Below are 23,867 nucleotides of genomic sequence, written 5' to 3'. Positions count from 1 at the left end.
TGCAGTAGGGAAAACGAAACTTCAAATAATTTGCTGCGGCAGATGGAAAAAGAGGAACGGGAATCAGCTTCCTCGTTCCTCTTTCTCCGGCCCGCGTCAGGCGCGGTAGTTCGGCGGTTCCTTGGTGATCGTCACGTCGTGGACGTGGCTCTCACGCTGGCCGGCGCCGCTGATCTTGACGAACTTGGGCTTCGTGCGCATGTCGTCGATGGTGGCGCAACCCACGTAGCCCATGGTGGCGCGCAGGCCGCCCATCAGCTGGTGGATGATGCCGCCCACCGGGCCGCGGTACGGCACGCGACCTTCGATGCCTTCCGGCACCAGCTTGTCGGCGGTGGCGGCGTCCTGGAAGTAGCGGTCCTTCGACCCCTTTTCCATGGCGGCCAGCGAACCCATGCCGCGGTAGCTCTTGTACGAACGGCCCTGGTACAGCTCGGTCTCGCCCGGCGATTCCTCGGTACCGGCCAGCAGGCCGCCGACCATGATGGTCGAGGCACCGGCGGCCAGCGCCTTGCCGATGTCACCCGAGTAACGGATGCCACCGTCGGCGATGAGCGGGATGCGGTCCTGCAGGGCTTCGGCCACCAGGTCAATGGCGGTCACCTGCGGCACGCCGACACCGGCGACGACGCGCGTGGTGCAGATCGAGCCCGGGCCGATGCCGACCTTGACCGCGTCCGCGCCGCTGTCCAGCAGCGCCAGTGCGGCTTCGCCGGTACAGATGTTGCCACCGATGACCTGCACGTGCGGGAAGTTCTTCTTGACCCAGGCGACGCGGTCCAGCACGCCCTGCGAGTGGCCGTGCGCGGTATCCACCACGATCACGTCCACGCCGGCGGCAACCAGCGCTTCCACGCGGCGGTCGGTGTCACCACCCACGCCGACGGCAGCGCCGACCAGCAAGCGGGTCGACAGATCCTTGGCGGCGTTGGGGAAGTCGGTGTTCTTCTGGATGTCCTTGACGGTGATCAGGCCACGCAGGGCGAAATCATCGTTGACCACCAGCACCTTTTCGATGCGGTTGCGGTGCAGCAGCTGCAGCACTTCATCGCTGGCGGCGCCTTCCTTCACCGTGACCAGGCGATCCTTCTTGGTCATGATGTGGCGGACCGGATCGTCCAGCTCGGTTTCAAAGCGCATGTCGCGATGGGTGACGATACCGGCCAGCAGGCCGTCGCTGCCCACCACCGGTACGCCGGAGATGTTGTGCGCCTGGGTCAGGGCCAGCACGTCGCGGATGGTGGTTTCCGGGCCGACGGTGATCGGGTCGCGGATGACACCAGCCTCGAACTTCTTGACCTTGGCCACTTCCGCGGCCTGCTGTTCCAGGCTGAGATTCTTGTGGATGATGCCCATGCCACCCAGCTGTGCCATGGCGATGGCCAGGCGGGCTTCGGTGACGGTGTCCATGGCCGCAGACAGGATCGGAAGCTTGAGCTTCAGGTCTCGGGTCAACCGCGTTTCGAGGTTGACGTCCTTGGGCAGGATGGTCGAGTGGGCGGGGACGAGCGAGACGTCGTCGTAAGTGAGTGCTTCAGCCTGGATGCGCAGCATCGGCATACCCGAGATGTGGGGAAGCGCGACATTTTACCCCTTTTTCACGCCCCGCGGGAGGGGGTGGATGCGACGCAGTGTCGCGCGGGTGGTTCCTTTGGTAGGTGCGGACCATTGGTCCGCACCCACCAGAAGCCAGCCCGGCCTGTTTTTGGTAGGTGCGGACCGTTGGTCCGCACAATCCATCAGGCACCGATACCCCACCAGAAGCCGGGAATCAGCTCAGCGCTTCCGCCGCTTCCAGGGTGTTCTGCATCAGCGTGGCCACGGTCATCGGGCCGACGCCACCCGGCACGGGGGTAATCCAGCTCGCCCGCTCCGCCGCGGCCTCAAACCCGACATCGCCCACCAGGCGGCCATCGTCCAGCCGGTTGATGCCGACGTCGATCACCACAGCCCCCGGCTTCACCCACTCGCCCGGCACGATGCCCGGGCGGCCCACGGCCACCACCAGGATGTCGGCGTTGCGCACGGCCTGCTCCAGCACGTCCTTGGGGGTGAACTTGTGGCAGCTGGTCACGGTGCAGCCGGCGATCAGCAGTTCCAGGCCCATCGGCCGGCCCACGTGGTTACTCACGCCCACGATGGTGGCGTTGCGGCCGCGCACCGGCTGGTCGGTATGGCCCAGCAGCGTGGTGATGCCGCGCGGGGTGCACGGGCGCAGGCCGAATTCACGCAGGGCCAGGTGGCCGACGTTTTCCGGGTGGAAGCCGTCCACGTCCTTGCGCGGGTCGATGCGCTGGATCAGGCGGCGCGCGTCGGGAATGCCCGGCAGCGGCAGCTGGATCAGGATGCCGTTGATCTTGGGGTCGGCATTGAGCTGGTCGATCAGGTCGAGCAGCTCGGCCTCACTGGTGCCAGCGGGCAGATCGTAGTCATGGGCTTCGATGCCGACCTTTTCGGCCGCGCGGCGCTTGTTGCGCACGTACACGGTCGAGGCCGGATCGCCCCCCACCAGCACCACGGCCAGGCCGGGGCGGCTGCCACCGGCGGCCACCCGGGCGTCGACGCGCACCTTCAGGCTGTCGAGCAGGTCCTCGGCAATACGGCGGCCATCGAGGATGCGGGCAGGAAGCTGGGGGGCGGAGTCAGTCATCGAATGCGGGGGCAGGCGGCGGCGGGGACGCTATTGTCCCTGATTCAGGCCCCCTCGCCCACCGGCGCGAAGGCCGGACATGCCCGGTAGTGCCGGCCGCTGGCCGGCAACCTCATGGACGCGGCAATGCCGGCCAGCGGCCGGCACTACCAGAACCGGTCAATCCTCTTCTTCTTCCGGCACCTGGTCCGCGTTCAACGTGCGGGCCTTGCGCTTGGGCGCGGTGAACGGGGTCGGGGTCGGCACGCCCGGCAGCGCGCTGCCGAACACCATGTGCGCACCGGCGCGCAGGCTGCCGCCGGCCATTTCCAGCTCGAACCGCTCGGCGTCGCGCTCGCGGATCTGCTCGGCGATCTCCTGCGCATCGTCCTCGTCCGCACCCAGTTCCATCAGCGCGGCCTGGCCGAACATCAGCGCCGATTCAAACGTCTCGCGGATCTGGAAATCAACGCCGGCATGGATCAACCGCAGCGAGTGCTCGCGGTCGAACGAGCGCACCAGCAGCTTGGCCTGCGGGAATTCGTGCGCCACCAGTTCAACGATGCGATCGGCGTCCTCGGCATTGTTCACGCACACCGCGATCGCCCGCGCGGTACCGGCGCCGGAGGCATGCAGCACGTCCAGGCGGGTGCCATCGCCGTAATAGATCTTGAACCCGAAGCGCTCGGCGTTGTGGATCATCTCCACGTCGTTGTCGATGATGGTCACGTCCACGTCGCGGGCCAGCAGCGACTGGCTGGCCACCTGGCCAAAGCGGCCGAAGCCGATCATCAGCACGCTGCCGGACAGGCCATCGGCGGTGTCCACGCCTTCCAGGCTGACTTCCGGCTTCGGTGCCACGCGCTTGTAGACCAGCACCACCAGCGGGGTGAGGGCCATCGACAGCACCACCACGGCGGTGAAGTTGGCATTGATGTCCATGTCGATGACACCGGCACTGGCGGCGGCGGAGAACAGCACGAAGGCGAATTCGCCGCCCTGCGCCATCAGCACGCCACGGTCCATGGCCTGTGCGTGGTCGCTGCCCATCAGGCGGGCCACCACGTAGATGCACAGCGCCTTGGCCGCCATCAGCGCCAGCACCAGGCCGACGATCATCGGCCAGTTGCCGGCCACCACGCCCAGGTCCAGGGCCATGCCCACGCTGAGGAAGAACAGGCCCAGCAGGATGCCGCGGAACGGTTCGATGTCCGCTTCGATCTGGTGCCGGAAGGTGGATTCGCTCAGCAGCACGCCGGCGAGGAAGGCGCCCATCGCCATCGACAGCCCGGACAGCTGCATCAGCAGCGCCGCACCCAGCACCACCAGCAGCGCGGCGGCGGTCATCACTTCGCGCGCCTTCGATTCGGCCAGCAGGCGGAACAGCGGGTTGAGCAGGAAGCGGCCGACCAGCACCAGGCCGACGATGGCGCCGACGCCGATCGCCACCGACAACCAGCGCGAGCCTTCGCCATCGGCACTGCCCGCACTCGGCGCCATCCAGGCCACCAGGGCCAGCAGCGGCACGATCAAGAGGTCTTCGAACAGCAGGATGGAGACGATCTTCTGCCCCGACGGCAGCGCGATGTCGCCACGCTCGGCCAGCAGCTGCATCACCACTGCAGTGGAGGTGAGCACGAAGCCGGTGGCGCCGATGAAAGCGACCTGCCACGGCAGGCCGAACAGCTTGGCGATGGTGGTCAGCACCAGCGCACAGGTGGCGATCTGCAGCGTCCCCAGCCCGAAGATTTCCTTGCGCAGGCTCCACAGGTGCGAGGGCCGCATTTCCAGGCCGATGACGAACAGGAACATCACCACGCCCAGCTCGGCCGTATGCAGGATCGCCTGCGGGTCGGAGAACCAGCCCAGGCCGAACGGCCCAATGGCCAGGCCGGCGGCGAAGTAACCCAGCACCGAACCCAGGCCGAGCCTGCGGAACAAGGGCACCATCACCACCGCCGCGCCCAACAGGGCCACGACCTTGACCAGCTCGCTGGTCGCTGCTTCTACCGCCATGCGGTGTTTCCCCGAAAACCGAAATCGGCCTCAACGATAGAGCAAGTTTTCTGACGGCAATAGCATCGACGTTGCGTTTAGTTGTGCCGAAAATGGAACGATATTGAGATTGACACCCGGCATCGTTCCGAAATCGCCGATATTCATCCACGCATGGCGTGGATCTACTGGGCGGCCGGAGGACGCACCACCCGCGCGATGCGTCGATGACACGCCGTGATAATCCAGTAGATCCACGCCATGCGTGGATGAGGGTTCGCAGCGATCACCCTCCGCTGCAGAACGCGGCGTAATCGATATACCCCGGGAACGGCACGCCCGGCGCGCACACCGGGCAGGCCGGATCAGGCCCGATGCCGGTTTCGCGGAAGCGCATGCCCAGCGCATCGAAGCGCAGCAGCCGGCCCACCAGAGGCTCACCGATACCCAGCAGGAGCTTCAGCACCTCGGTGGCCTGCAGCACCCCGGCCAGGCCGGGCAGCACGCCCAGCACGCCCGCCTCGGAGCAGTTCGGCGCGAACTCCGGCGGCGGCGGCTCGGGGAACAGGCAGCGGTAGCACGGCGCCACGCCACGCTGGCGGCCGGCGTCAAACACGCTTACCTGGCCGTCAAAGCGCTCGATGGCGGCATAGACCATGGGCTTGGCGTGCTTGATGCAGGCGTCGTTGAGCAGGTAGCGCAGGGGGAAGTTGTCGGAGCCGTCCAGCACCACGTCCACGCCGTCCAGCAGGCGATCGACATTCTCCGACGTCACCCGCTCGGGCACGGCCTCGACCTCGATGGACGGGTTCAACGCCAGCAGCCGCTCGCGCGCCGAATCGACCTTCAGCTGGCCGACGCTGGCCTCAGTGTGCACGATCTGACGGTGCAGGTTGCTGCGCTCCACGCGGTCATGGTCGGCAAACCGCAGGTGCCCTACCCCGGCTGCGGCCAGGTAGAAGCCAGCCGGCGCGCCCAGTCCACCCGCGCCCAGCACCAGCACGCGCGACTGCTGCAGGCGGCGCTGGCCGGCCTCACCCACCTGCGGCAGCAGCAGGTGGCGCGAGTAGCGGTCGTAGAAATCGCGGTCGGCGGCGTCCAGCATCGGCTGCACCAGCGGCAGCGCCTGCTCGCGCCAGGCCACGGTGCCGCCGGCCACAGAGGCGACGTTCGAGTAGCCCGCCGCCAGCAGCGCCAGTGCGGCGTCGGCCGAGCGCTTGCCGCTCTGGCAGATCAGCAGGATCTCCTGGCCCGGGGCGGGCAGGTGCGCGGCCGGGTCGGCCAGCAGGTCGTCCTTGGCCACGCCACGCGCGCCCTCGGCCATGCCTCCGGCGCGCTCATGCGCCTGGCGCACATCGATCAGCACCGCACCGTGGGCCACACGCGCGCGTGCCTGTTCCGGGGAAAGCTCTGGAATGCTCATGGCCGCATTATCACGCACGTGGCGGCCACCCGCCTTGACCAGAATCTGTAGAGCCGAGCCCGTGCTCGGCTGGCGCGCGCAGCGCGCCCGCGGCAATACGCGAAAGGCAGCCGAGCATGGGCTCGGCTCTACAGGTCCACCGCAAGCGTACGGTAGCGCCGGGCCATGCCCGGCGAGCGCAGCGGCGCGCATGAATCCGCCGGGCACGGCCCGGCGCTACCAACAAAAAAGGCGGCCCTGCGGCCGCCTCTGGTGGATCACTTGCCCTTGACGTGCTTCATCAAGCGCCGCTTGGCCTTGACCTGCCGCTCGGTGAGGACGTTCTTCTTGCCCTCGTACGGGTTGGTACCCTCGCGGAAGATGAAGCTCACCGGCGTGCCGATCAGCTTGAAGCGCTTGCGGAAGAAGTTCTCCAGGTAGCGCTTGTACGATTCCTGCAGTTCCTTCAGGCGGGTGCCGTGCACGATGAAGGTCGGCGGGTTCGCGCCAGCCGGGTGCACGTAGCGCAGCTTGGAGACGTGGCCGCGGATGGTCGGCGGCGGGTTGGTCTCGTAGGCCATTTCCAGCGCCTTGTTCACTTCGCTGGTGGTGAAGGTCTTGTTGGCCGACTCGTGCGCGCGGTGCACCGCACGGAACAGCTCGCGCAGGCCGGAGCCATGCTTGGCGGAAATGCGCACCGACTCGGCCCACGGCACGAAGCCCAGGCGCAGCGACAGCATCGTTTCCGCCTGCTCGCGCTGGTACTCGGTCAGGCCATCCCACTTGTTGATGGCGATGACCAGTGCACGGCCGGCATCCAGCACCGCGCCCAGCACGGTGGCGTCCTGGTCGGTCACGCCTTCGGTGGCGTCCAGCATCAGCACGGCCACCTGGCACTGCTCGATGGACTGCATGGTCTTGACCACCGAGAACTTCTCGACGACCTCGTCCACGCGCGAACGACGGCGCAGGCCGGCGGTATCGATCAGGCGGTACTCGCGACCGTCACGCTCCAGGTCCACGGCGATGGAATCGCGGGTGGTACCCGGCACGTCCGAGGCGATCATGCGCTCTTCGCCGAGGATGCGGTTGACCAGCGTCGATTTGCCCACGTTGGGGCGGCCGACGAAGGCGATGCGGATGCGGTTCGGATCGTTGTCCAGCTCTTCGCCGCTGCCTTCTTCGGGCAGGCGCTGGATCACCTCATCCATCAGGTCGTCCAGACCTTGGCGATGGGCGGCCGACACGGTCAGCATTTCGCTGAAGCCGTAACGGGCGAATTCCGAGCGGACGGTGTCCTCGTCGGTGCCGTCGATCTTGTTGATCAGCAGCAGCGTCGGGCGCGACAGCTTGCGCAGCCAGGCCAGGATCTCGTCGTCCATCGCCGAGGTGCCCTCGCGGGCATCGACAACGAACAGGATCAGATCGGCTTCGGCCGCAGCGGCACGGGCCTGGCGCGTGGTGGCGCCAGCCAGGCCTTCCTCTTCCTCGGCAATACCGCCGGTGTCCACGACGAGGAAATGGTTGTCCTCGTCCAGACGGCAGACGCCGTAGTTGCGGTCGCGGGTGACGCCGGGCTGGTCATGGACCAGGGCGTCACGCGTGCGGGTCAAAGCATTGAAGATGGTCGACTTGCCGACATTCGGCCGTCCAACCAGGGCGACCAAAGGCAGCATCGCGATTACTCCGTATTAATTTGCCAACCGGAATGCGGTCAGCTTGCCATCAACATTCTGCACCAGCAGCACCCCGTCGACGACGACTGGCTGGGCCAGAAGGGCATCACCGCCGCTCTTGGCCCGCGCCGCCATCGCGCCGTCGGAGGCCTGCAGCCAATGCAGGTATCCCTTGTAGTCACCGACGACCACGTAATCACCCTGCAGCGCAGGACCGGTCAGCGAACGACGCGCCAGGCCGGTCTGCGACCACATCGCGGTGCCGCTGGTCTTGTCCAGGCCGAACACGCCGCCCTTGGGGTCGGTAACGAACACATTGCCCGAAGACACCGCCACGCCGCCGGCACCGCCGTGGTCGCGCGCCCACAGCGGGCGACCGGTCGGGCCTTCGATGGCCATGGTCTGGTTCTTGAAGCTGCTCACGAAGAGCGTATTGCCTTCCAGCACCGGTGCGCCGTCGACGTCGGCCATGCGGTCCAGCTCGGTGCGGCCTTCAGGGCTGCCCACGGTCTGGTCCCACAGGGTGCGGCCGTCCTGCATGGCCAGGGCGGCGACAGCGCCGTCATCCTTGCCGATGAACAGCACGCCCGGGCCGGTGACCACCGGCGCGTTGCCGCGCACGGTCAGCGCCGGCAGCTCGCTGGGGTTGAACCACTTCTGGGTGCCGTTGGAGGCTTCAAACGCGGTGACGCGGCCATCATTGCTGCGCACGAACACCAGGCCCTGAGACACGGCCGGGGCCGAGATCACTTCGCCCGGCACGCGGGCACGCCACTTCTCGCTGCCATCATTGATGTCCAGCGCGATCACCTGGCCATCGAGGGTACCGATGACCACCAGGTTCTCGCCGACACCCGGGCCGCCGGACAGGCGCAGCTTGGCCTTCTTCTTTTCCTTCTGCGGCTCCCAGGTCCAGACCTTCTTGCCGGTCTGCAGGTCGATGGCATGCACGCCACCGGTGATCGCCGCGGCGAACACGTGGCCATTGGCCACCGCCGGGCCCTGGCGCACGCCGATGCGGCGCTCGCCCTTGCCCAGGTTGACCGACCAGGCCTTGTTGACCTTCAGGGTCGGCTCGAACTTGACCAGTTCCGCCGGCTCCTGCGCCTTCTTGGCGGCGGCGTCCTTACCGGCGAACCAGCCCTTCATGGTGCTGCAGCCGGTCAGTGCCATGCCCAGCAGCAGGACGGAGGCGACGCGCGTAATCATGACCTTCTGACTCATCAAACCGACTCCGCAGGGGCGGCGACGGTGCCGCCAGCGTCCATAACCTTGGTTTCCAGCACGCGCCGCTGCGGCGCTGCCACGTCCAGCGTCTTAAGCGCCTTCTCATACTGTTCACGGGCCGCATCGCGCTTGCCCTGCGCCAGCAGTGCATCGCCCTGGATTTCCAGGCTGCCGCTGTCCGTCGCGCTGCCAAGCAGCTTGATCGCCTCGTCGCTCTTGCCGGTGGCCACCAGCAGGCGGGCCACGCGCTGGTCAACCACGCGCTGCAGGTCGCCTTCGACCTTCACGCCGCGCAGGGTGGCCAGTGCTTCTTCGTTCTTGCCGGCATCGACCTGGGCCTTGGCCAGCTGCAGGGCCGCCAGGTCGCCATAGATGCTGTTCGGGCCAGCCTCCAGCGCCTTGACCGCCTTGGCAGCGTCGTCCAGCTTGTTGTCCTGCAGGCCGACCAGCGCCTTCTGGTACTCGACGTTGGCCGAGGCCAGCTTGCCGCCCTGGTTGGTCTGGTACCACTGCCAGCCGGCAATGGCGCCGATGGCGATCGCTACGCCACCGATGATGCTGGCGCCATTCTTCCGCAGCCAGCTGCGGACACGTTCACTTTGTTCGTGCTCGTCGAGCAGATCGTCGATCGCCATGCGTACTCTCGCCCCGCCCGTAGGGAGGGACCATTGGGATTATCGAAGGTGGTGAAACCGCGTCTCAGTGTGAAACCGGGACAACGGAGCCTTCAGAGGATACCTGAAAGCGGGCCACGTTGGCTCGCTGGTAGGGGGTCAGATCGACGATAGCGCCGTTCTGCTGAACCTGGACCGCCGAGGCATTGCCCAGGGTCACGCGGCTCACCTGGCCCGGAGTGAAGCTGCGGGTCTCGCCGGCCTTGATGAGCGCCTTCTCGACCGAGCCGCCATCCGGACCGGCAATATCGACCCAGCTGTCGCCACTGAACTGCATGTCCAGGTTGGCGGGGGCCGCAGCGGCCGGGGCCGGGCGCGGCACCGGGGCCAGCGACGCCACGTATGGCGTGGCCGCCGGCTTGGCCGCAACCGCCGCCGGCTCGTTGCGCGCTGCCGGCTCGCTTCCGACGGTGGCCGGGGCGACCGGCACGGCGGCCGGGATCGCGTCCAGCGAGGCCGTGTTCGGCGCGGACGGGGTGTTGTCGAAGTGGCCGCGGGTGGCAAACCACACCGGCACCGCCAGCACCGCGGTGATGCCGACATACAGCATGCGCCGGCCGAGGTTCTCGGCGATGCGGCGGGCACGCGGGGTATGGGTATGGCTGACCAGGGTGGGCGGAACCACCGCACCGACCTGGGCCTGCTCCAGCAGCTGGCTGACATCCACGTTCAGCAGGCGCGCATAGCTGCGCAGCTGGCCGCGGACGAACACCGGGGCGCCGAGCTTCTGCCACTGTTCTTCTTCAAGCGACCTGACCACCTGGACCGGCATGCGCAGGCGCTGGCCGACATCATCAAGGGTCAGTCCGGCCGCCTCTCGGGCCTGGCGCAGGCGGGTGCCGCAGCCGGCCGCAGTATCGAGAGCGCTCACAGTCTGGTCATCAATCACAATGCATCAACCCTGGAGGTTAGGAGCCCGCGTCCTGCGGAAATTCCTGTCGAATCCGCTGCAGGTAACGATCGGATGCCGCCTGATCGCCCAGTCGCGCCTCGATTTCAGACGCAAGTTGTAACACGGAACGTGTGGCCGGTGCAGCCGCAATCCTACGTTCGGCGAAGGCGCGCGCCTCGAAAAACTGGCCACGGCGGACGTTGAGCTGCGCCATCGCCTCGAGGGCGACGGGGTTGGCAGGCACCATCACCAGCGCCGCACGCAGGTCGCGCTCGGCACGCTCCACCTGGCCGGCGTCAAGCGCGCAGCGGCCGGCATTGGCCATCGCCCCGCCCGCGGAGGCATTGCCCGGCAGCTGCAGGGAACGGTCGAACCACACCAGCGATTCGGCGGCACTGCCGTGCTGGCACAGCCAGGCGCCGTAATTGTTGAGTACGTCAGCGCGCTGCGGGGCCAGCTCGGTGGCGCGGCGGAAGCCCTCGCCGGCCTTCTCCGAGCGGCCACGGCGCTCGTCGATGCCGGCCATCAGCATCACCGCGTCCACGCCCTTGGGGCGGGCCTTCAGGGCCTGGCGCACCTTGCGCTCGGCCTCGTCGAGGTTGCCCACCTGCATGTCGCGGGCGGCCAGGGCCAGCTGGTCCTGGTAACGGAATTCCTCGCGCACGCCGGGCGAATCGCGCACGTGGCGCTCCGGGGCAATGTCACCGCCACGGGTGTATTCGTCGGGAAGCTGGGACTTGACGGTCTTGCTGCAGCCACTGGCCGAAACGGCCAGCACCCCTGCAATCAGGACTGGCCAGAGGCGGTCACGCGGCCGCATCGCTCCCCTTCCCTGCCTGCAGCGTCTTGTTGAACTCTGCCTGGCGGCGGGTACGGTCCATCACCTGGCCCTTGAGCTGGCCACAGGCGGCATCGATGTCGTCGCCACGGGTGCGGCGGACCATCGTCAGCACGTTGCTGTCGAGCAGGATCTTCTGGAAGGCACGGATGTGCGCTTCTTCCGAACGCTCGTAGCGGGTGCCCGGGAACGGGTTGAACGGAATCAGGTTGACCTTGCCCGAATCCTTGGCCTGCACCGCGTTGTCGAACTGGCGCATCAGGCGGGCCAGCTCGCGGGCATGCTCGGGCTTGTCGTTGATGCCCTTCATCAGGGTGTATTCGAAGGTGACCGATTCACGGCGCTTGTTGGCGCGCAGGTAGCGTGCGCACGAAGCCATCAGCTCGGCGATCGGGTACTTCTTGTTGAGCGGCACCAGGGTCTCGCGCAGCGCATCGTTCGGCGCGTGCAGCGACACCGCCAGCGACACGTCGCTTTCGGTGGACAGGCGGTCGATCTGCGGCACCAGGCCGGAGGTCGACAGGGTCACGCGCTTGTTGGCCAGGCCGTAGCCCAGGTCGTCGCGCATCACGCTCATGGCGCGCACGACGTTGTCGAAATTCATCAGCGGCTCGCCCATGCCCATCATCACCACGTTGGTGAGGCGGCGCATCTGGTGCGGCACGTTGCCCAGGTGGCGTGCGGCAACCCACACCTGGCCGATGATCTCGGCGGTGGTCAGGTTGCGGTTGAAGCCCTGGGTGGCGGTGGAGCAGAACGTGCAGTTCAGCCCGCAACCGACCTGCGAAGACACGCACAGCGTGCCGCGGGTCTTGTCGGGGATGTACACGGTCTCGATGGCGTTCTTGCCATCCACGCCCATCGCCAGCAGCCACTTGTGGGTGCCGTCGGCGGAGGGCTTGTCGAACACGATGTTGGGAACCAGCACCTCGGCATGGGCCTGCAGCTTGGCGCGCAGGACCTTGCCGAGGTCGGTCATTTCATCGAAATCGGTGACGTAGCGATGGTGGATCCACTTCATCACCTGATGGGCACGGAACTTCTTCTCGCCGAGAACCTCGACGAAAAACTTCTCCAGGCCCGCGCGATCGAGGTCGAGCAGGTTCTGCTTGCCAGCCGTGGGTGCCGACTTCGGCAGCGGCTGGATGGCGGGGGACTGTACGACCTCGTTCACGGCATTACTCTCAGCGCGAGACGACTTCGGTGGCGGCGAAGAAGTAGGCGATTTCAATCGCGGCATTCTCGACCGAGTCCGAGCCGTGGGCGGCATTGGCATCGATGGATTCGGCGAAGTCGGCGCGGATGGTGCCCGCAGCGGCTTCCTTCGGGTTGGTGGCGCCCAGCAGGTCGCGGTGGGCCAGGACGGCGTTCTCGCCTTCCAGGGCCTGGATCATCACCGGGCCGGAGATCATGAACTCGACCAGCGCGTTGAAGAACGGACGCTCGCGGTGCACGGCGTAGAAGCCTTCGGCTTCACGACGCGACAGCTGCTTGTACTTGGCGGCCACGACCTTCAGGCCGGCCTTCTCGAAGCGGGCGTAGATTTCGCCGATGACGTTCTTGGCAACGGCGTCCGGCTTGATGATCGAAAGGGTGCGCTCCAGCGCCATGGGATGTCTCCAATGGAATCGGGCCGCTGATGGCCCGAAGGGTAACATGAAAAAAACCCGCGTCGGGACGCGGGCTTAGCCTGATAAACGTAGGCGAATTGTAAGAGATAACGCGGCCGGGTGGTAGTGCCGGCCGCTGGCCGGCAGGCGGGTACCCCATGGGATGTCCGCGGCTGCCGGCCAGCGGCCGGCACTACCCTCTGGGCCCATTCACCCACCTGAGCGGATTCTGACCGACCCGCCGGTTTTGCTGCACTGCAAAATGCCATACGCCCCCGTCTGGTCCTAGTATCAAACAATCGTTTGATTAAGGTCCGCCGCCCCATGGCCAAGCCCGCCCACTTCTCGACCAAGGACCGGATCCTCGGGGCCGCCGAGGAGCTGTTCGCCCTGCATGGCTTCGCTGGCACCTCGCTGCGCCAGGTCACCAGCCAGGCCGACGTCAACATCGCGGCGGTCAACTACCACTTCGGCTCCAAGGAAAACCTGGTCAACGAGGTGTTCCGCCGGCGCATGGACGAGATGACCAGCGTGCGCCTGGCCCAGCTCGAACGCGCCCGCAGCGAACACCCCGGGCAGCTGCGCCCGGTGCTGGCCGCCTTCGTCGAGCCCGCCCTGGCCATGGCCCAGGACCGGCAGAGCGGCGGCGCCTTCGTGCGGGTGATCGCCCGCGCCTACGCCGAAAAGAACGACAACCTGCGCAAGTTCCTGTCCGACCACTACGGCCACGTGCTGCGCGCGTTCGGCAAGGCCATCGCCGAGTGCGTGCCGGGCCTGAGCAAGGAAGAACTGTACTGGCGCCTGGATTTCCTCGCCGGTTCGCTCACCTATGCCATGGCCGATTTCGGCCTGATCAAGCGACCCGCAGGTGTCACCGAAGCGGCGCATCGTGCCCATGCCGCCCATGAACTGATCCATTTCGCCGAAGCCGGGTTCCGCGCCGCCGCACGCGGCAGCGCCCTGCCCGCTTCCCCGTGATTCCACCGGGTGTGACCCACCCAGTAACTGCTGACCAACAAAGGCCCTACACCATGTCCAATTCCCTGCTAGTCCGCCGCGCCGCCGTGCTGGGTGCCGGCGTCATGGGTGCCCAGATCGCCGCCCACCTCACCAACGCTGGCGTCGACACCGTGCTGTTCGACCTGCCTGCGAAGGAAGGCCCGGCCGACGGCATCGTGCTGAAGGCGATCGCCAACCTGGGCAAGCTGAGCCCGGCGCCGCTGGCCAGCAAGTCGCTGGCCGAAGCCATCACCCCGGCCAACTACGAGTCGAGCCTGGACCAGCTGAAGGACTGCGACCTGATCATCGAGGCCATCGCCGAGCGCATGGACTGGAAGCAGGACCTGTACAAGAAGATCGCCCCGTTCGTGGCCGACCACGCGGTGCTGGCCTCCAACACTTCGGGCCTGGGCATCAACAAGCTGGCCGACGTGCTGCCCGAGCAGCTGCGCCACCGCTTCTGCGGCGTGCACTTCTTCAACCCGCCGCGCTACATGCACCTGGCCGAACTGATCCCGGCCAGCACCACCGACGCCGCCGTGCTGGAAGGCCTGGAAGAATTCCTGGTCACCACCCTGGGCAAGGGCGTGGTGTACGCCAAGGACACCCCGAACTTCATCGGCAACCGCATCGGCGTGTTCTCGATCCTGTCCACCATCCACCACACCCAGCAGTTCGGCCTGGGCTTCGATGAAGTGGACGGCCTGACCGGCCCGCTGGTCGGCCGCCCGAAGTCGGCCACCTACCGCACCTCCGACGTGGTCGGCCTGGACACCATGGCCCACGTCATCAAGACCATGGGCGACACCCTGCCCAACGACCCGTGGCATGAGTTCTTCAAGTCGCCGAAGTGGCTGGACGCGCTGATCGCCAAGGGCGCGCTGGGCCAGAAGACCGGTGCCGGCATCTTCCGCAAGGTCGGCAAGGACATCGTCGTACTGGACCTGGAGAAGCAGGACTACCGCCCGGCCGACCGCACTGCCGCAGCGGAAGTGGTCGAGATCCTGAAGATCAAGAACCCGGCCGAGAAGTTCGCCAAGCTGCGCGAAAGCCAGCACCCGCAGGCGCAGTTCCTGTGGGCGACCTTCCGCGATCTGTTCCACTACAGCGCCTACCACCTGGCCGACATTGCCGAGACCGCGCGCGACGTCGACCTCGCCATCCGCTGGGGCTACGGCTGGTCGCTGGGCCCGTTCGAAACCTGGCAGGCTGCCGGCTGGAAGCAGGTCGCGCAGTGGATCGCCGATGACATCGTCGCCGGCAAGAGCATGAGCAGCGCCCCGCTGCCGGACTGGGTGTTCGATGGCCGCGACGGCGTGCATGCCGCCGAAGGCAGCTACAGCCCGTCGCGCAACGCCAAGCTGCCGCGCTCGTCGCTGCCGGTGTACCAGCGCCAGCGTTTCCCGGACCCGCTGCTGGGCGAGAAGTTCGCCCCGGGCGAGACCGTGTTCGAGAACGACGGCCTGCGCATGTGGCATGACGGCGACGGCATCGCCGTGGTCAGCTTCAAGACCAAGATGAACACCGTCTCCGACCAGGTGCTCGACGGCCTGCAGGAATGCGTCAGCCGCGCCGAGAAGGACTTCCAGGGCCTGGTGATCTGGCAGCAGAAGGAACCCTTCTCCGCCGGTGCCGACCTGGCTGGTGCCCTCGGCCTGCTGCAGGCCGGCAAGGTCGACCAGTTCGAAGAGATGGTCGCCAACTTCCAGCGCACCAGCCAGCGCATCAAGTACTCGCTGGTGCCGGTGGTGGCTGCCGTGCGCGGCCTGGCCCTGGGTGGCGGCTGCGAGTTCCAGATGCACAGCGCCAAGACTGTCGCCTTCCTGGAAAGCTACATCGGCCTGGTCGAGGCCGGTGTCGGCCTGCTGCCGGCCGGTGGCGGCCTGAAGGAACTGGCCGTGCGCGCCTCGCAGGCCGCAGGCCCGGGCGGTGACGTGTTCGCCGAACTGAAGAAGACCTTCGAGACCGTGGCGATGGCCAAGGTGTCCAACTCGGCGGTCAACGCCCAGGAACTGGGCCTGCTGCGCAGCACCGACAAGGTGGTGTTCAACAGCTATGAAGCGCTGTACATCGCCAAGGCCGAAGCCCGTGCGCTGGCCGAAGCCGGTTACCGCCCGCCGCTGCCGGCACGCCGCATCCAGGTTGCCGGTGACGTGGGTATCGCCACCTTCAAGATGATGCTGGTCAACATGCTGGAAGGCCGTTTCATCAGCCCGTACGACTACGAGATCGCCGAGCGCATCGCCACCGTGCTGTGCGGCGGCAAGGTCGACCGCGGCACCCTGGTGGACGAAGAGTGGCTGCTGACCCTGGAGCGCAAGCACTTCGTCGAACTGGCCCAGCAGGAAAAGACCCAGGCCCGCATCGCGCACATGCTGAAGACCGGCAAGCCGCTGCGGAACTGATCGCCATCCCTGCTTCTGGTGGATGCCGACCGTGGGTCGGCACTCATCTGCCCCTGGTAGGTGCCGACCGCTGGTCGGCACTCCGGCTAAAAAATTCGAGAGATCACCGCAATGACCAAGCAAATCCAGGACGCCTACATCGTCGCCGCCACCCGTACCCCGGTCGGCAAGGCGCCCAAGGGCATGTTCCGCAACACCCGCCCCGACGACATGCTTGCGCACGTGCTGCGCAGCGTCGTCGCCCAGGCCCCGGGCGTGGACGTCAACCGCATCGATGACGCGATCATCGGCTGCGCCATGCCGGAAGCCGAGCAGGGCATGAACGTGGCCCGCATCGGCGTGCTGCTGGCCGGCCTGCCGAACACGATTGCCGCGCAGACCGTGAACCGCTTCTGCTCCTCCGGCCTGCAGGCCGTGGCGCAGGCCGCCGATGCGATCCGCCTGGGCAACGCCGACCTGATGCTGGCCGGCGGCACCGAGTCGATGTCGATGGTGCCGATGATGGGCAACAAGATCGCGATGACGCCGAGCGTGTTCGACAACGACCACGTCGCCATCGCCTACGGCATGGGCATCACTGCCGAGAAGGTGGCCGAGGAGTGGAAGGTCTCGCGCGAAGACCAGGACGCCTTTGCCCTGGCCTCGCACCAGAAGGCCATGGCCGCCATCCAGAACGGCGAGTTCAAGGATGAGATCAGCCCGTACGAAATCGTCTCGCACCTGCCGGACCTGGCCGATGGCCAGCGCATCATCACCCGCAACAAGGTGGCCGACACCGACGAAGGCCCGCGCCCGGATTCCTCGGCCGAAGGCCTGGCCAAGCTGCGCCCGGTGTTCCGCAACGGCCAGTTCGGCGGCACGGTCACTGCCGGCAACTCCTCGCAGATGAGCGATGGCGCCGGCGCCGTGCTGCTGGCGTCGGAGCAGGCAATCAAGGATTACGGCCTGACCCCGCTTGCCCGTTTCGTCAGCTTCTCGGTGGCCGGCGTGCGTCCGGAAGTGATGGGCATCGGCCCGATCGCCGCGATCCCGAAGGCACTGAAGCAGGCCGGCCTGACCCAGGACCAGCTGGACTGGATCGAGCTCAACGAAGCCTTCGCCGCGCAGTCGCTGGCGGTGATCCGCGATTGCGGCCTGGACCCGAGCAAGGTCAACCCGCTGGGCGGCGCGATTGCCCTGGGTCACCCGCTGGGCGCGACCGGCGCGATCCGTACCGCGACCCTGCTGCACGGCCTGCGTCGTCGCCAGCAGAAGTACGGCATGGTGACGATGTGCATCGGCACCGGCATGGGCGCGGCGGGTATTTTCGAGGCGCTGTAAGGTTCAAGGCGTTGCCTCGTTGGGCTTCATGGCGTGGGCCGGGTCGGCAGGACTGCCCGGGACACGCCGTGAACCCATCCATGGGGGCTCGATGGCGCCATCCATGGCGCCAACGGTCCCGGGCAGCCCTGCCGACCCGTCCCTTCCAGCCTCCCCGCGGCGGAGGGGTGAGCAAAGGCAGTAGATCCACGCCATGCGTGGATGCTCTCGCCGGAATACAAAAAAGGCAGCCATCGGCTGCCTTTTTTTTGCTTTTGCTCTTGCCCTTGATTCCGCCCTCCCCGTCCGCGCCCCACGGAAACTGTCGAGAGGCGGGGGCGGGCCGATGCAGGACCGCAGGCGCCATGGGCCCGAGGCATGCCTCGGGCGGGTTGGGCAGGAAGCCCAACCCCGGTCTTGCCGTGTGCGCAGGACAGCGCACACGAGCAAGGCGCCTACGAGCCCCCATGGATGGGTTCACGGCGTGTCCTGCAGCGGCCCGCCTCCGCCTCCCCGGCTATACAGGGAGGCGCAAACGGAGCGCTCGAACACCCTCACTCTTCCGCCAGCATCTCCGTCAGCTTCGCGCGCGCCGGCTTCGCCAGCTTCTTGTTCTCCAGCGCGAAACGGATCGTCGCTTCGACCAGGCCCAGATGGGTACCACAGTCAAAACGAGTGCCTTCGAAGCGGTACGCGTCCACTTCGTCGGTCGCCAGCAGCGAAGCGATCGCATCGGTCAGCTGGATCTCGCCGCCGGCACCGGTGCCGGTGGATTCCAGCAGCTCGAAGATCTTCGGGCTCAGCACGTAACGGCCGACCACCGCCAGATCGCTCGGCGCGTCCTCGGGCTTCGGCTTCTCCACGATCTGCGAAATACGGCCCTTGCGGCCATCGAACGCTTCGGTCGCCACGATGCCGTAGCTGGCGGTGTTCTCGTGCGGCACGTCTTCCACTGCGATCACGCTCGCACCGCTGGCCTCGTTGAGGTCAGCCATCTGCTTCAGCGCGCCGTCGCCACGGTTCCAGATCAGATCGTCCGGCAGCAGCACCGCAAACGGTTCGTCACCGATCACCGACTTCGCACACAGCACGGCATGGCCCAGTCCCAGCGCCTCGGCCTGGGTGACGAAGATCGCACGCACACCTTCAGGCAGAACGTGGCGGATCATCTCCAGCTGTTCGTGCTTGCCCGCACGCTCCAGCTTCTGTTCCAGCTCGTAGGCCTTGTCGAAATAATCGGCAACGGCGTGCTTGTAGCGGTTGGTGATGAAGATCAGGGTGTCGCAACCGGCCTCGATGGCCTCGTCAACAGCGTATTGGATAAGCGGACGATCGATGATCGGCAGCATTTCCTTCGGAACCGTCTTGGTTGCCGGCAAAAAGCGCGTCCCGAGCCCTGCCACTGGAAAAACCGCCTTACGAATTCGCTTGCTCATTTAGTACCTGTTGGCCTCGCGTGCCGGAAAGGGAACAACTTTAGCGGAGGAGATGTAAGCGTCCTGTTCAATCGGAGAGAACTCCGGCATCGTCGCGAACAGCACTTCCCGGATCGTATCAGTGTCGTACTCGGCGATAGCGTCACGCAGTCTCGGCACGTTGCCCAGCACGATGTCGCGCGAGAACGTGCGTACGCCGGCTTCCAGCACCTTGGGGTGCGAGGTCGGCCGGTAATCCTCGTCCGAATAGAACAGAGTCTCGTGCAGCTTCTCGCCCGGGCGCAGGCCGGTGTAGATGATCGGAATGTCCTTGTACGGCTGCTTGCCGGCCAGGCGGATCATCTGTTCGGCCAGCACGCGGATCGGCACCGGCTCGCCCATGTCCAGGGTGTAGATGGCACCGTGCGACGCCGACGCCGCTGCCTGCAGGATCAGCTGGCAGGCTTCGGGGATCGTCATGAAGTAGCGGGTCACTTCCGGGTCGGTCACCGTGATCGGGCCGCCGCGCAGGATCTGCTCGCGGAACAGCGGCACCACGCTGCCGGCCGAATCGAGCACGTTGCCGAAGCGCACGGTGACGAAACGGGTATGCGTGGACTTCTGGTCCAGGCTCTGGCAGATCATCTCGGCGTAGCGCTTGCTGGCGCCCAGTGCATTGACCGGATCGACGGCCTTGTCGGTGGAGATGAAAACGAAATGCTCGACGCGGGCTTCCATGCACGCACGCGCGACGTTTTCGGTAGCCAGGATGTTGTTGCGCACCGCTTCGCGCAGCTGGCGCTCGAGCACCGGCACATGCTTGTAGGCGGCCGCATGGAAGGCGGTATCGACCGGGTGCAGCGACAGCGCGTGGCGCATCACCGCCGGGTCACCGCAGTCGCCCAGCACCGCTTCGATCTGCACGTCGGGGAAGCTGCGGCGCAGCTCGGCCTCGATGGTCAGCAGCAGCAGCTCGCTCATTTCCAGCAGCACGATGCGGCCGGCGCCGTGGCGCGCGCACTGGCGGCACAGTTCCGAACCGATCGAGCCGCCGGCACCGGTGACCATCACCGTGCGCCCGCCCAGCCAGCCACGGATCAGGTTCCAGTCCGGCATGATCGGCTTGCGACCGAGCAGGTCCTCGATGGCCACTTCCTTCAGCTGGCCCGGCAGCGACTGGCCCTGCAGGATGTCGCTGAGCTTGGGCACGGTGCGGAACGGAATGCCGGTGCTTTCGCAGATGGCAACCACGCGCTGCATGCCCACCGCGTCCAGCGAGGGAATGGCGATGACCAGCAGCTTGGCCGCGGTTTCGCGGGCCACGGCCGGGGCGTCATCGAGGGTGCCCAGGATCGGCAGGCTCTGCAGCTTGGCACCGCGCAGGTGCGGGGCGTCATCCAGCAGGCCGACCGGCTCGAAGTTGCCGGAGCGGCGCAGGTCGCGCACCAGGGTCTCGGCCGCCTGCCCGGCGCCCAGGATGAGCACGCGCCGCGCGGTCGAATCGGACTGCAGCGCCTGGTAGTCCTTCCACGCCCGATACAGCAGGCGCGGCGCGCCCAGCAGCGCCGACAGCGCGAAGGGATAGATCACCAGCACCGACAGCGGAACGCCGTTGAAGCGCTTCCAGGCCAGCATGAGCACGATGGCGACCAGGCCGATGAAGCTGGCCTTGAAGATGTTCAGCAGGTCGCTGACGCTGGCGAACCGCCACAGGCCACGGTACAGGCCGACCCGCCAGAACACGATGCCCTGCAGCGCCAGCACGAGCGTCGTATCGACGTTCCACAGGGGCAGCGACGGGGCGTCAGGCAGGATGGAGTAACGGCCGGCATGCAGCAGCTGCCAACAGGCCCAGACCATGAACAGGTCATGGCAGACGATGGCCGTGCGTGGCAACAGGCCAAGGATTCTGTCCCGCCAGGGTGAAGACATATTTCGAGTAATTCCTTATCGGTGGCGCAATCCATTGCGCAGGAGGAGCCAAAGCAGGGCCAGCGCGGAAATCCACGCGACCGCTACGACAGCCTCCCACCTCGGCTGCAATCTGGTGCAGATATTGAACACTGTAATACTGAACAGGCCTACAACAAAATACATCCCTGTCACCTGGGCGTGGCTGGCTCCTGCCTGCACCGCGCGCTGGTAGACATGCTGGGTGTGGGGTTCCATCCAGCGTTGTCCTGAAAGGATGCGCGCCAACAGCGTGAAGCCCGCGTCCACGAGGAACGGGGAAATGGGCACCAGCAGCAGCAACCAGTTGATTTCCGTACGCAGCGCGGCCACCGCCAGGACGACGGAGACGGCATAGCCAAGCGCGCCACTTCCGACATCGCCCATGAAGATGCGCGCCTTCGGGAAATTGAACGGCAGGAAACCAAGGCAGGCCAGGCCCAGGGCGATGGCAACCAGCGACCAGGGCCAGGGCAGCACGGCGGCGAAGCCCAGCGCGGCCAGTACCGCCTGGCTGCTGGCGATGCCGTTGATCCCATCCATGAAGTTCCAGATGTTGATCAGCGAGGCGGTGAAGACCAGCACCAGCAGGGCCAGCAGCCAGCTGCCACCGTGCACCTTGACCAGCGCGGCCAGCAGGCCGGCGGCAACGAAGTGCACCAGCAGGCGGCGCAGGGCCGGCAGGGGCCGATGGTCATCCCACCAGCCGATGCCCGCCACCAGCAGCAGGCCGAGGCTGGCCACGCCAAGACTGGCAGCGGCGGCCGGCCACACCCACATGGCTGCCACGGCGGCCACCAGCAGGCTGATGACGATGGCGATGCCACCGCCGCGCGGGGTCGCCACGCTGTGGCTGCGGCGTTCGCCGGGCTGATCCAGCAACTGCTGGCGCAGCGCATAGCCGCGTGCCGCCCAGGTCAGCGCGGCGCTGAGCAGGGCCAGCCCCAGCAGCGCGGCCATCACCTGCCAGACCATGGCTCAGAGCACCGCGTAGTTCAGCAGCGGCTTGACCGTGCCCCACTCCTTGCAGCTCGGGCACTGCCAGTGGTGGGTACGCGCGCCGAAACCGCAGCGGGTGCAGCGGTAGGCGGGATTGCGCACCAGCAACTGGTCGGTGATGTGCTTGAGGTCGTGCAGGGTGGCCGTGGAATCGGCACCTTCGGCCAGGGTCAGGTCGATCAGGGCTGATTCGCCGCGCACCGACGGGCGATCCTTCAACTGGCGGCCGAGGTAGGCACGGGCGGGTGCCACGCCCTCCTGCTCTTCCATCAGGCGGGTCAGCGCCAGCACCGGGGCGATGCCGCGGTAGTGCTCGGTCATTTCCGACAGGAAAGCACGCGCGCCGCCAAGATCACCCACCTTGCGGTAGTTCTCCATCAGCGCCGGCAGCAGCTCGGGCAGGTACTCGGGATCATTGCGCGCGGCGCGCTCGAAGGCGCGCACGGCGGCCTCGGCGTTGCCGGCATCGGTTTCCAGGCGGCCTTCAATGATGCCGGCGCGCACCGACATGGCATCGGCCTGGTAGGCACGGGCAATGGCCGCCCTCGCCTCCTCCAGCTTGCCGGCGCCACGGAAGCGCTCGGCCAGCTCGCACTCGAACTGCCCGATCAGCTTGCCCATCGGCTCGCCGGTGACATCCTCGAAACGGGTGGCGTTGTCGATGGCCTTTTCCCAGTCGCGCTCGGCCTGGTAGATGCCGATCAGGTGCTTGAGCGCCTGCGGTGCGCGCTGATCCAGCTGGGCCAGTTCGGTGAACACGGTTTCAGCACGGTCCAGCAGGCCGGACTTCATGTAGTCCTCGCCCAGCGCCAGCAGCGCCTGCACGCGCTGGGCGTCACTCAGGTCGTTGCGGTTGACCAGGCCCTGGTGCAGGCGGATCGCACGATCCACTTCGCCACGACGGCGGAACAGGTGGCCCAGCGCGACCTGGGTCTCGAAGGTTTCCTTGTCCAGCTCGGCGATGTGCAGGAACAGTTCGATGGCCTTGTCCGGCTGCTCGTTGAGCAGGTAGTTCAGGCCACGGAAATAGGTGCTGGACAGGTGGCTGACCTGGTTGTCGCCATGGCGTTGCCCGCCGCGCCGCCCGATGACCCAGCCGGCCAGCGCCGCCAGGGGAACGAACAGGAAGAACCAGAACCACTCGGTGACGAAATCCATCTTCGATCAGCGTCCATCAAAAGATTGGGAGGGGGAAACCGGGGCCACGGGGGTGGCGACCGATTTGTTGGCACGGCGCAGCTGGGCGTAGAGCGGAATGACCACGCTCACCAGCACCAGGCCGGCACCGACGATGACGCCGATCAGCAGCGAAGCGATGATCGCCACGCCGATCGAGGTCTTGAGCTGGGTGAACACCAGGTTGATGGTCATCTCGTCCATGTTCATGGCACCGATGATCAACCCGAGAAGCAGCACCGCCAGCAGGACCAGCAGACGAAAAACCTTCATGCGACAGCTCCAGTGGCAGGAGGTCGTAGCTTATCCGACTCGCCGCGGTATTCGCACGCGGTGACGCGACGGGACACTCAGGCCGGATCGGCGTCCAGCGGCAGCACGCTGCTGACCCGCTCACGCAGTTCCTTGCCTGGCTTGAAATGGGGAACGTGCTTGCCCGGCAGGGCGACCGATTCGCCGGTCTTGGGATTGCGGCCCAGGCGCGGCGGACGGTAGTGCAGCGAGAAGCTGCCAAAGCCACGGATTTCGATGCGATCCCCGGCAGAGAGGGAACCGCCCATCATTTCCAGCAACGACTTCACCGCCAGATCGACATCATCGGCCTTCAGGTGCGCCTGGCGGCGCGCGAGGATTTCGATCAGTTCGGATTTGGTCATTGCCGGCTCACATCAAGGGTCACTC

At 66.6% G+C, this 23,867-nt stretch carries 20 protein-coding genes; 3 read left to right on the top strand and 17 right to left on the bottom strand.

What is annotated here, in order from left to right:
* Nucleotides 1-96: 96 nt before the first annotated feature.
* From guaB to ndk, 11 genes are all read right to left on the bottom strand, one after another.
* A complete protein-coding gene (guaB, locus tag AC3WL7_RS15970; protein ID WP_108747812.1) occupies nucleotides 97-1,554 on the bottom strand; it encodes an IMP dehydrogenase in 1,458 nt (485 codons plus the stop codon).
* Between the two features lie 217 nt (nucleotides 1,555-1,771).
* Nucleotides 1,772-2,650, bottom strand: coding sequence for a bifunctional methylenetetrahydrofolate dehydrogenase/methenyltetrahydrofolate cyclohydrolase FolD (gene folD / locus AC3WL7_RS15965; protein ID WP_079221628.1), 879 nt, complete (start codon nucleotides 2,648-2,650; stop codon nucleotides 1,772-1,774).
* A gap of 159 nt (nucleotides 2,651-2,809) precedes the next feature.
* Nucleotides 2,810-4,645: a monovalent cation:proton antiporter-2 (CPA2) family protein gene (locus AC3WL7_RS15960; RefSeq protein ID WP_079221627.1), complete on the bottom strand. Its 1,836-nt coding sequence runs from the start codon at nucleotides 4,643-4,645 to the stop codon at nucleotides 2,810-2,812.
* Nucleotides 4,646-4,910: 265 nt separating this feature from the next.
* Nucleotides 4,911-6,047 carry a molybdopterin-synthase adenylyltransferase MoeB gene (gene moeB, locus AC3WL7_RS15955; RefSeq protein WP_492751532.1) on the bottom strand — a complete coding sequence of 379 codons (1,137 nt, stop codon included), beginning with the start codon at nucleotides 6,045-6,047 and terminating at the stop codon, nucleotides 4,911-4,913.
* A 257-nt stretch (nucleotides 6,048-6,304) separates the two neighbouring features.
* On the bottom strand, nucleotides 6,305-7,702 hold the full coding sequence (der, locus tag AC3WL7_RS15950) for a ribosome biogenesis GTPase Der (RefSeq protein WP_108768625.1): 1,398 nt from the start codon (nucleotides 7,700-7,702) through the stop codon (nucleotides 6,305-6,307).
* A gap of 15 nt (nucleotides 7,703-7,717) precedes the next feature.
* Complete coding sequence (gene bamB / locus AC3WL7_RS15945; RefSeq protein WP_108746524.1) at nucleotides 7,718-8,926, bottom strand: outer membrane protein assembly factor BamB; 1,209 nt, start codon at nucleotides 8,924-8,926, stop codon at nucleotides 7,718-7,720.
* Nucleotides 8,926-9,564, bottom strand: a complete 639-nt coding sequence (locus AC3WL7_RS15940) for a YfgM family protein (protein WP_079221623.1) — start codon at nucleotides 9,562-9,564, stop codon at nucleotides 8,926-8,928. Before AC3WL7_RS15940 ends, bamB begins: the two co-directional genes overlap by 1 nt.
* Before the next feature lie 64 nt (nucleotides 9,565-9,628).
* Nucleotides 9,629-10,492, bottom strand: a complete 864-nt coding sequence (locus AC3WL7_RS15935; RefSeq protein ID WP_492751527.1) for a RodZ domain-containing protein — start codon at nucleotides 10,490-10,492, stop codon at nucleotides 9,629-9,631.
* Nucleotides 10,493-10,511: 19 nt separating this feature from the next.
* Complete coding sequence (locus AC3WL7_RS15930) at nucleotides 10,512-11,315, bottom strand: type IV pilus biogenesis/stability protein PilW (protein ID WP_492751525.1); 804 nt, start codon at nucleotides 11,313-11,315, stop codon at nucleotides 10,512-10,514.
* Complete coding sequence (gene rlmN / locus AC3WL7_RS15925) at nucleotides 11,302-12,507, bottom strand: dual-specificity RNA methyltransferase RlmN (RefSeq protein ID WP_079221620.1); 1,206 nt, start codon at nucleotides 12,505-12,507, stop codon at nucleotides 11,302-11,304. The genes AC3WL7_RS15930 and rlmN overlap by 14 nt, the downstream gene beginning before the upstream one ends.
* A 10-nt stretch (nucleotides 12,508-12,517) precedes the next feature.
* A complete protein-coding gene (ndk, locus tag AC3WL7_RS15920) occupies nucleotides 12,518-12,943 on the bottom strand; it encodes a nucleoside-diphosphate kinase (RefSeq protein ID WP_008265389.1) in 426 nt (141 codons plus the stop codon).
* 324 nt (nucleotides 12,944-13,267) lie between these two features.
* Between ndk and AC3WL7_RS15915 the strand changes: the two genes are divergently transcribed.
* From AC3WL7_RS15915 to AC3WL7_RS15905, 3 genes are all read left to right on the top strand, one after another.
* Nucleotides 13,268-13,921: a TetR/AcrR family transcriptional regulator gene (locus AC3WL7_RS15915; protein ID WP_079221619.1), complete on the top strand. Its 654-nt coding sequence runs from the start codon at nucleotides 13,268-13,270 to the stop codon at nucleotides 13,919-13,921.
* 53 nt (nucleotides 13,922-13,974) lie between these two features.
* Nucleotides 13,975-16,347: a 3-hydroxyacyl-CoA dehydrogenase/enoyl-CoA hydratase family protein gene (locus AC3WL7_RS15910; protein WP_492751522.1), complete on the top strand. Its 2,373-nt coding sequence runs from the start codon at nucleotides 13,975-13,977 to the stop codon at nucleotides 16,345-16,347.
* Between the two features lie 111 nt (nucleotides 16,348-16,458).
* Entirely contained in the window at nucleotides 16,459-17,667 is a 1,209-nt protein-coding gene (locus AC3WL7_RS15905; RefSeq protein ID WP_492751520.1) for an acetyl-CoA C-acyltransferase, read from the top strand.
* Between the two features lie 533 nt (nucleotides 17,668-18,200).
* On the opposite strand, the gene galU is transcribed toward AC3WL7_RS15905, so the two are convergent.
* From galU to AC3WL7_RS15875, 6 genes are all read right to left on the bottom strand, one after another.
* Nucleotides 18,201-19,082 carry a UTP--glucose-1-phosphate uridylyltransferase GalU gene (galU, locus tag AC3WL7_RS15900; RefSeq protein WP_079221617.1) on the bottom strand — a complete coding sequence of 294 codons (882 nt, stop codon included), beginning with the start codon at nucleotides 19,080-19,082 and terminating at the stop codon, nucleotides 18,201-18,203.
* Nucleotides 19,083-20,993 (bottom strand): polysaccharide biosynthesis protein, encoded by a 1,911-nt coding sequence (locus AC3WL7_RS15895; RefSeq protein ID WP_492751517.1) that lies wholly within the window; start codon nucleotides 20,991-20,993, stop codon nucleotides 19,083-19,085. It lies immediately after the preceding gene.
* Nucleotides 20,994-21,008: 15 nt separating this feature from the next.
* Entirely contained in the window at nucleotides 21,009-21,986 is a 978-nt protein-coding gene (locus tag AC3WL7_RS15890) for an MraY family glycosyltransferase (protein WP_492751515.1), read from the bottom strand.
* 3 nt (nucleotides 21,987-21,989) lie between these two features.
* Entirely contained in the window at nucleotides 21,990-23,168 is a 1,179-nt protein-coding gene (gene lapB / locus AC3WL7_RS15885) for a lipopolysaccharide assembly protein LapB (RefSeq protein ID WP_108746518.1), read from the bottom strand.
* 6 nt (nucleotides 23,169-23,174) lie between these two features.
* Nucleotides 23,175-23,459, bottom strand: a complete 285-nt coding sequence (locus tag AC3WL7_RS15880; RefSeq protein WP_053511270.1) for a LapA family protein — start codon at nucleotides 23,457-23,459, stop codon at nucleotides 23,175-23,177.
* A 77-nt stretch (nucleotides 23,460-23,536) separates the two neighbouring features.
* Nucleotides 23,537-23,842, bottom strand: a complete 306-nt coding sequence (locus AC3WL7_RS15875) for an integration host factor subunit beta (RefSeq protein WP_005409286.1) — start codon at nucleotides 23,840-23,842, stop codon at nucleotides 23,537-23,539.
* Nucleotides 23,843-23,867 lie beyond the last annotated feature (25 nt).

The organism is Stenotrophomonas sp. FW305-3-2-15-E-LB1, assembly GCF_058787375.1.
This window is presented reverse-complemented; position numbering and strand designations above follow the sequence as displayed.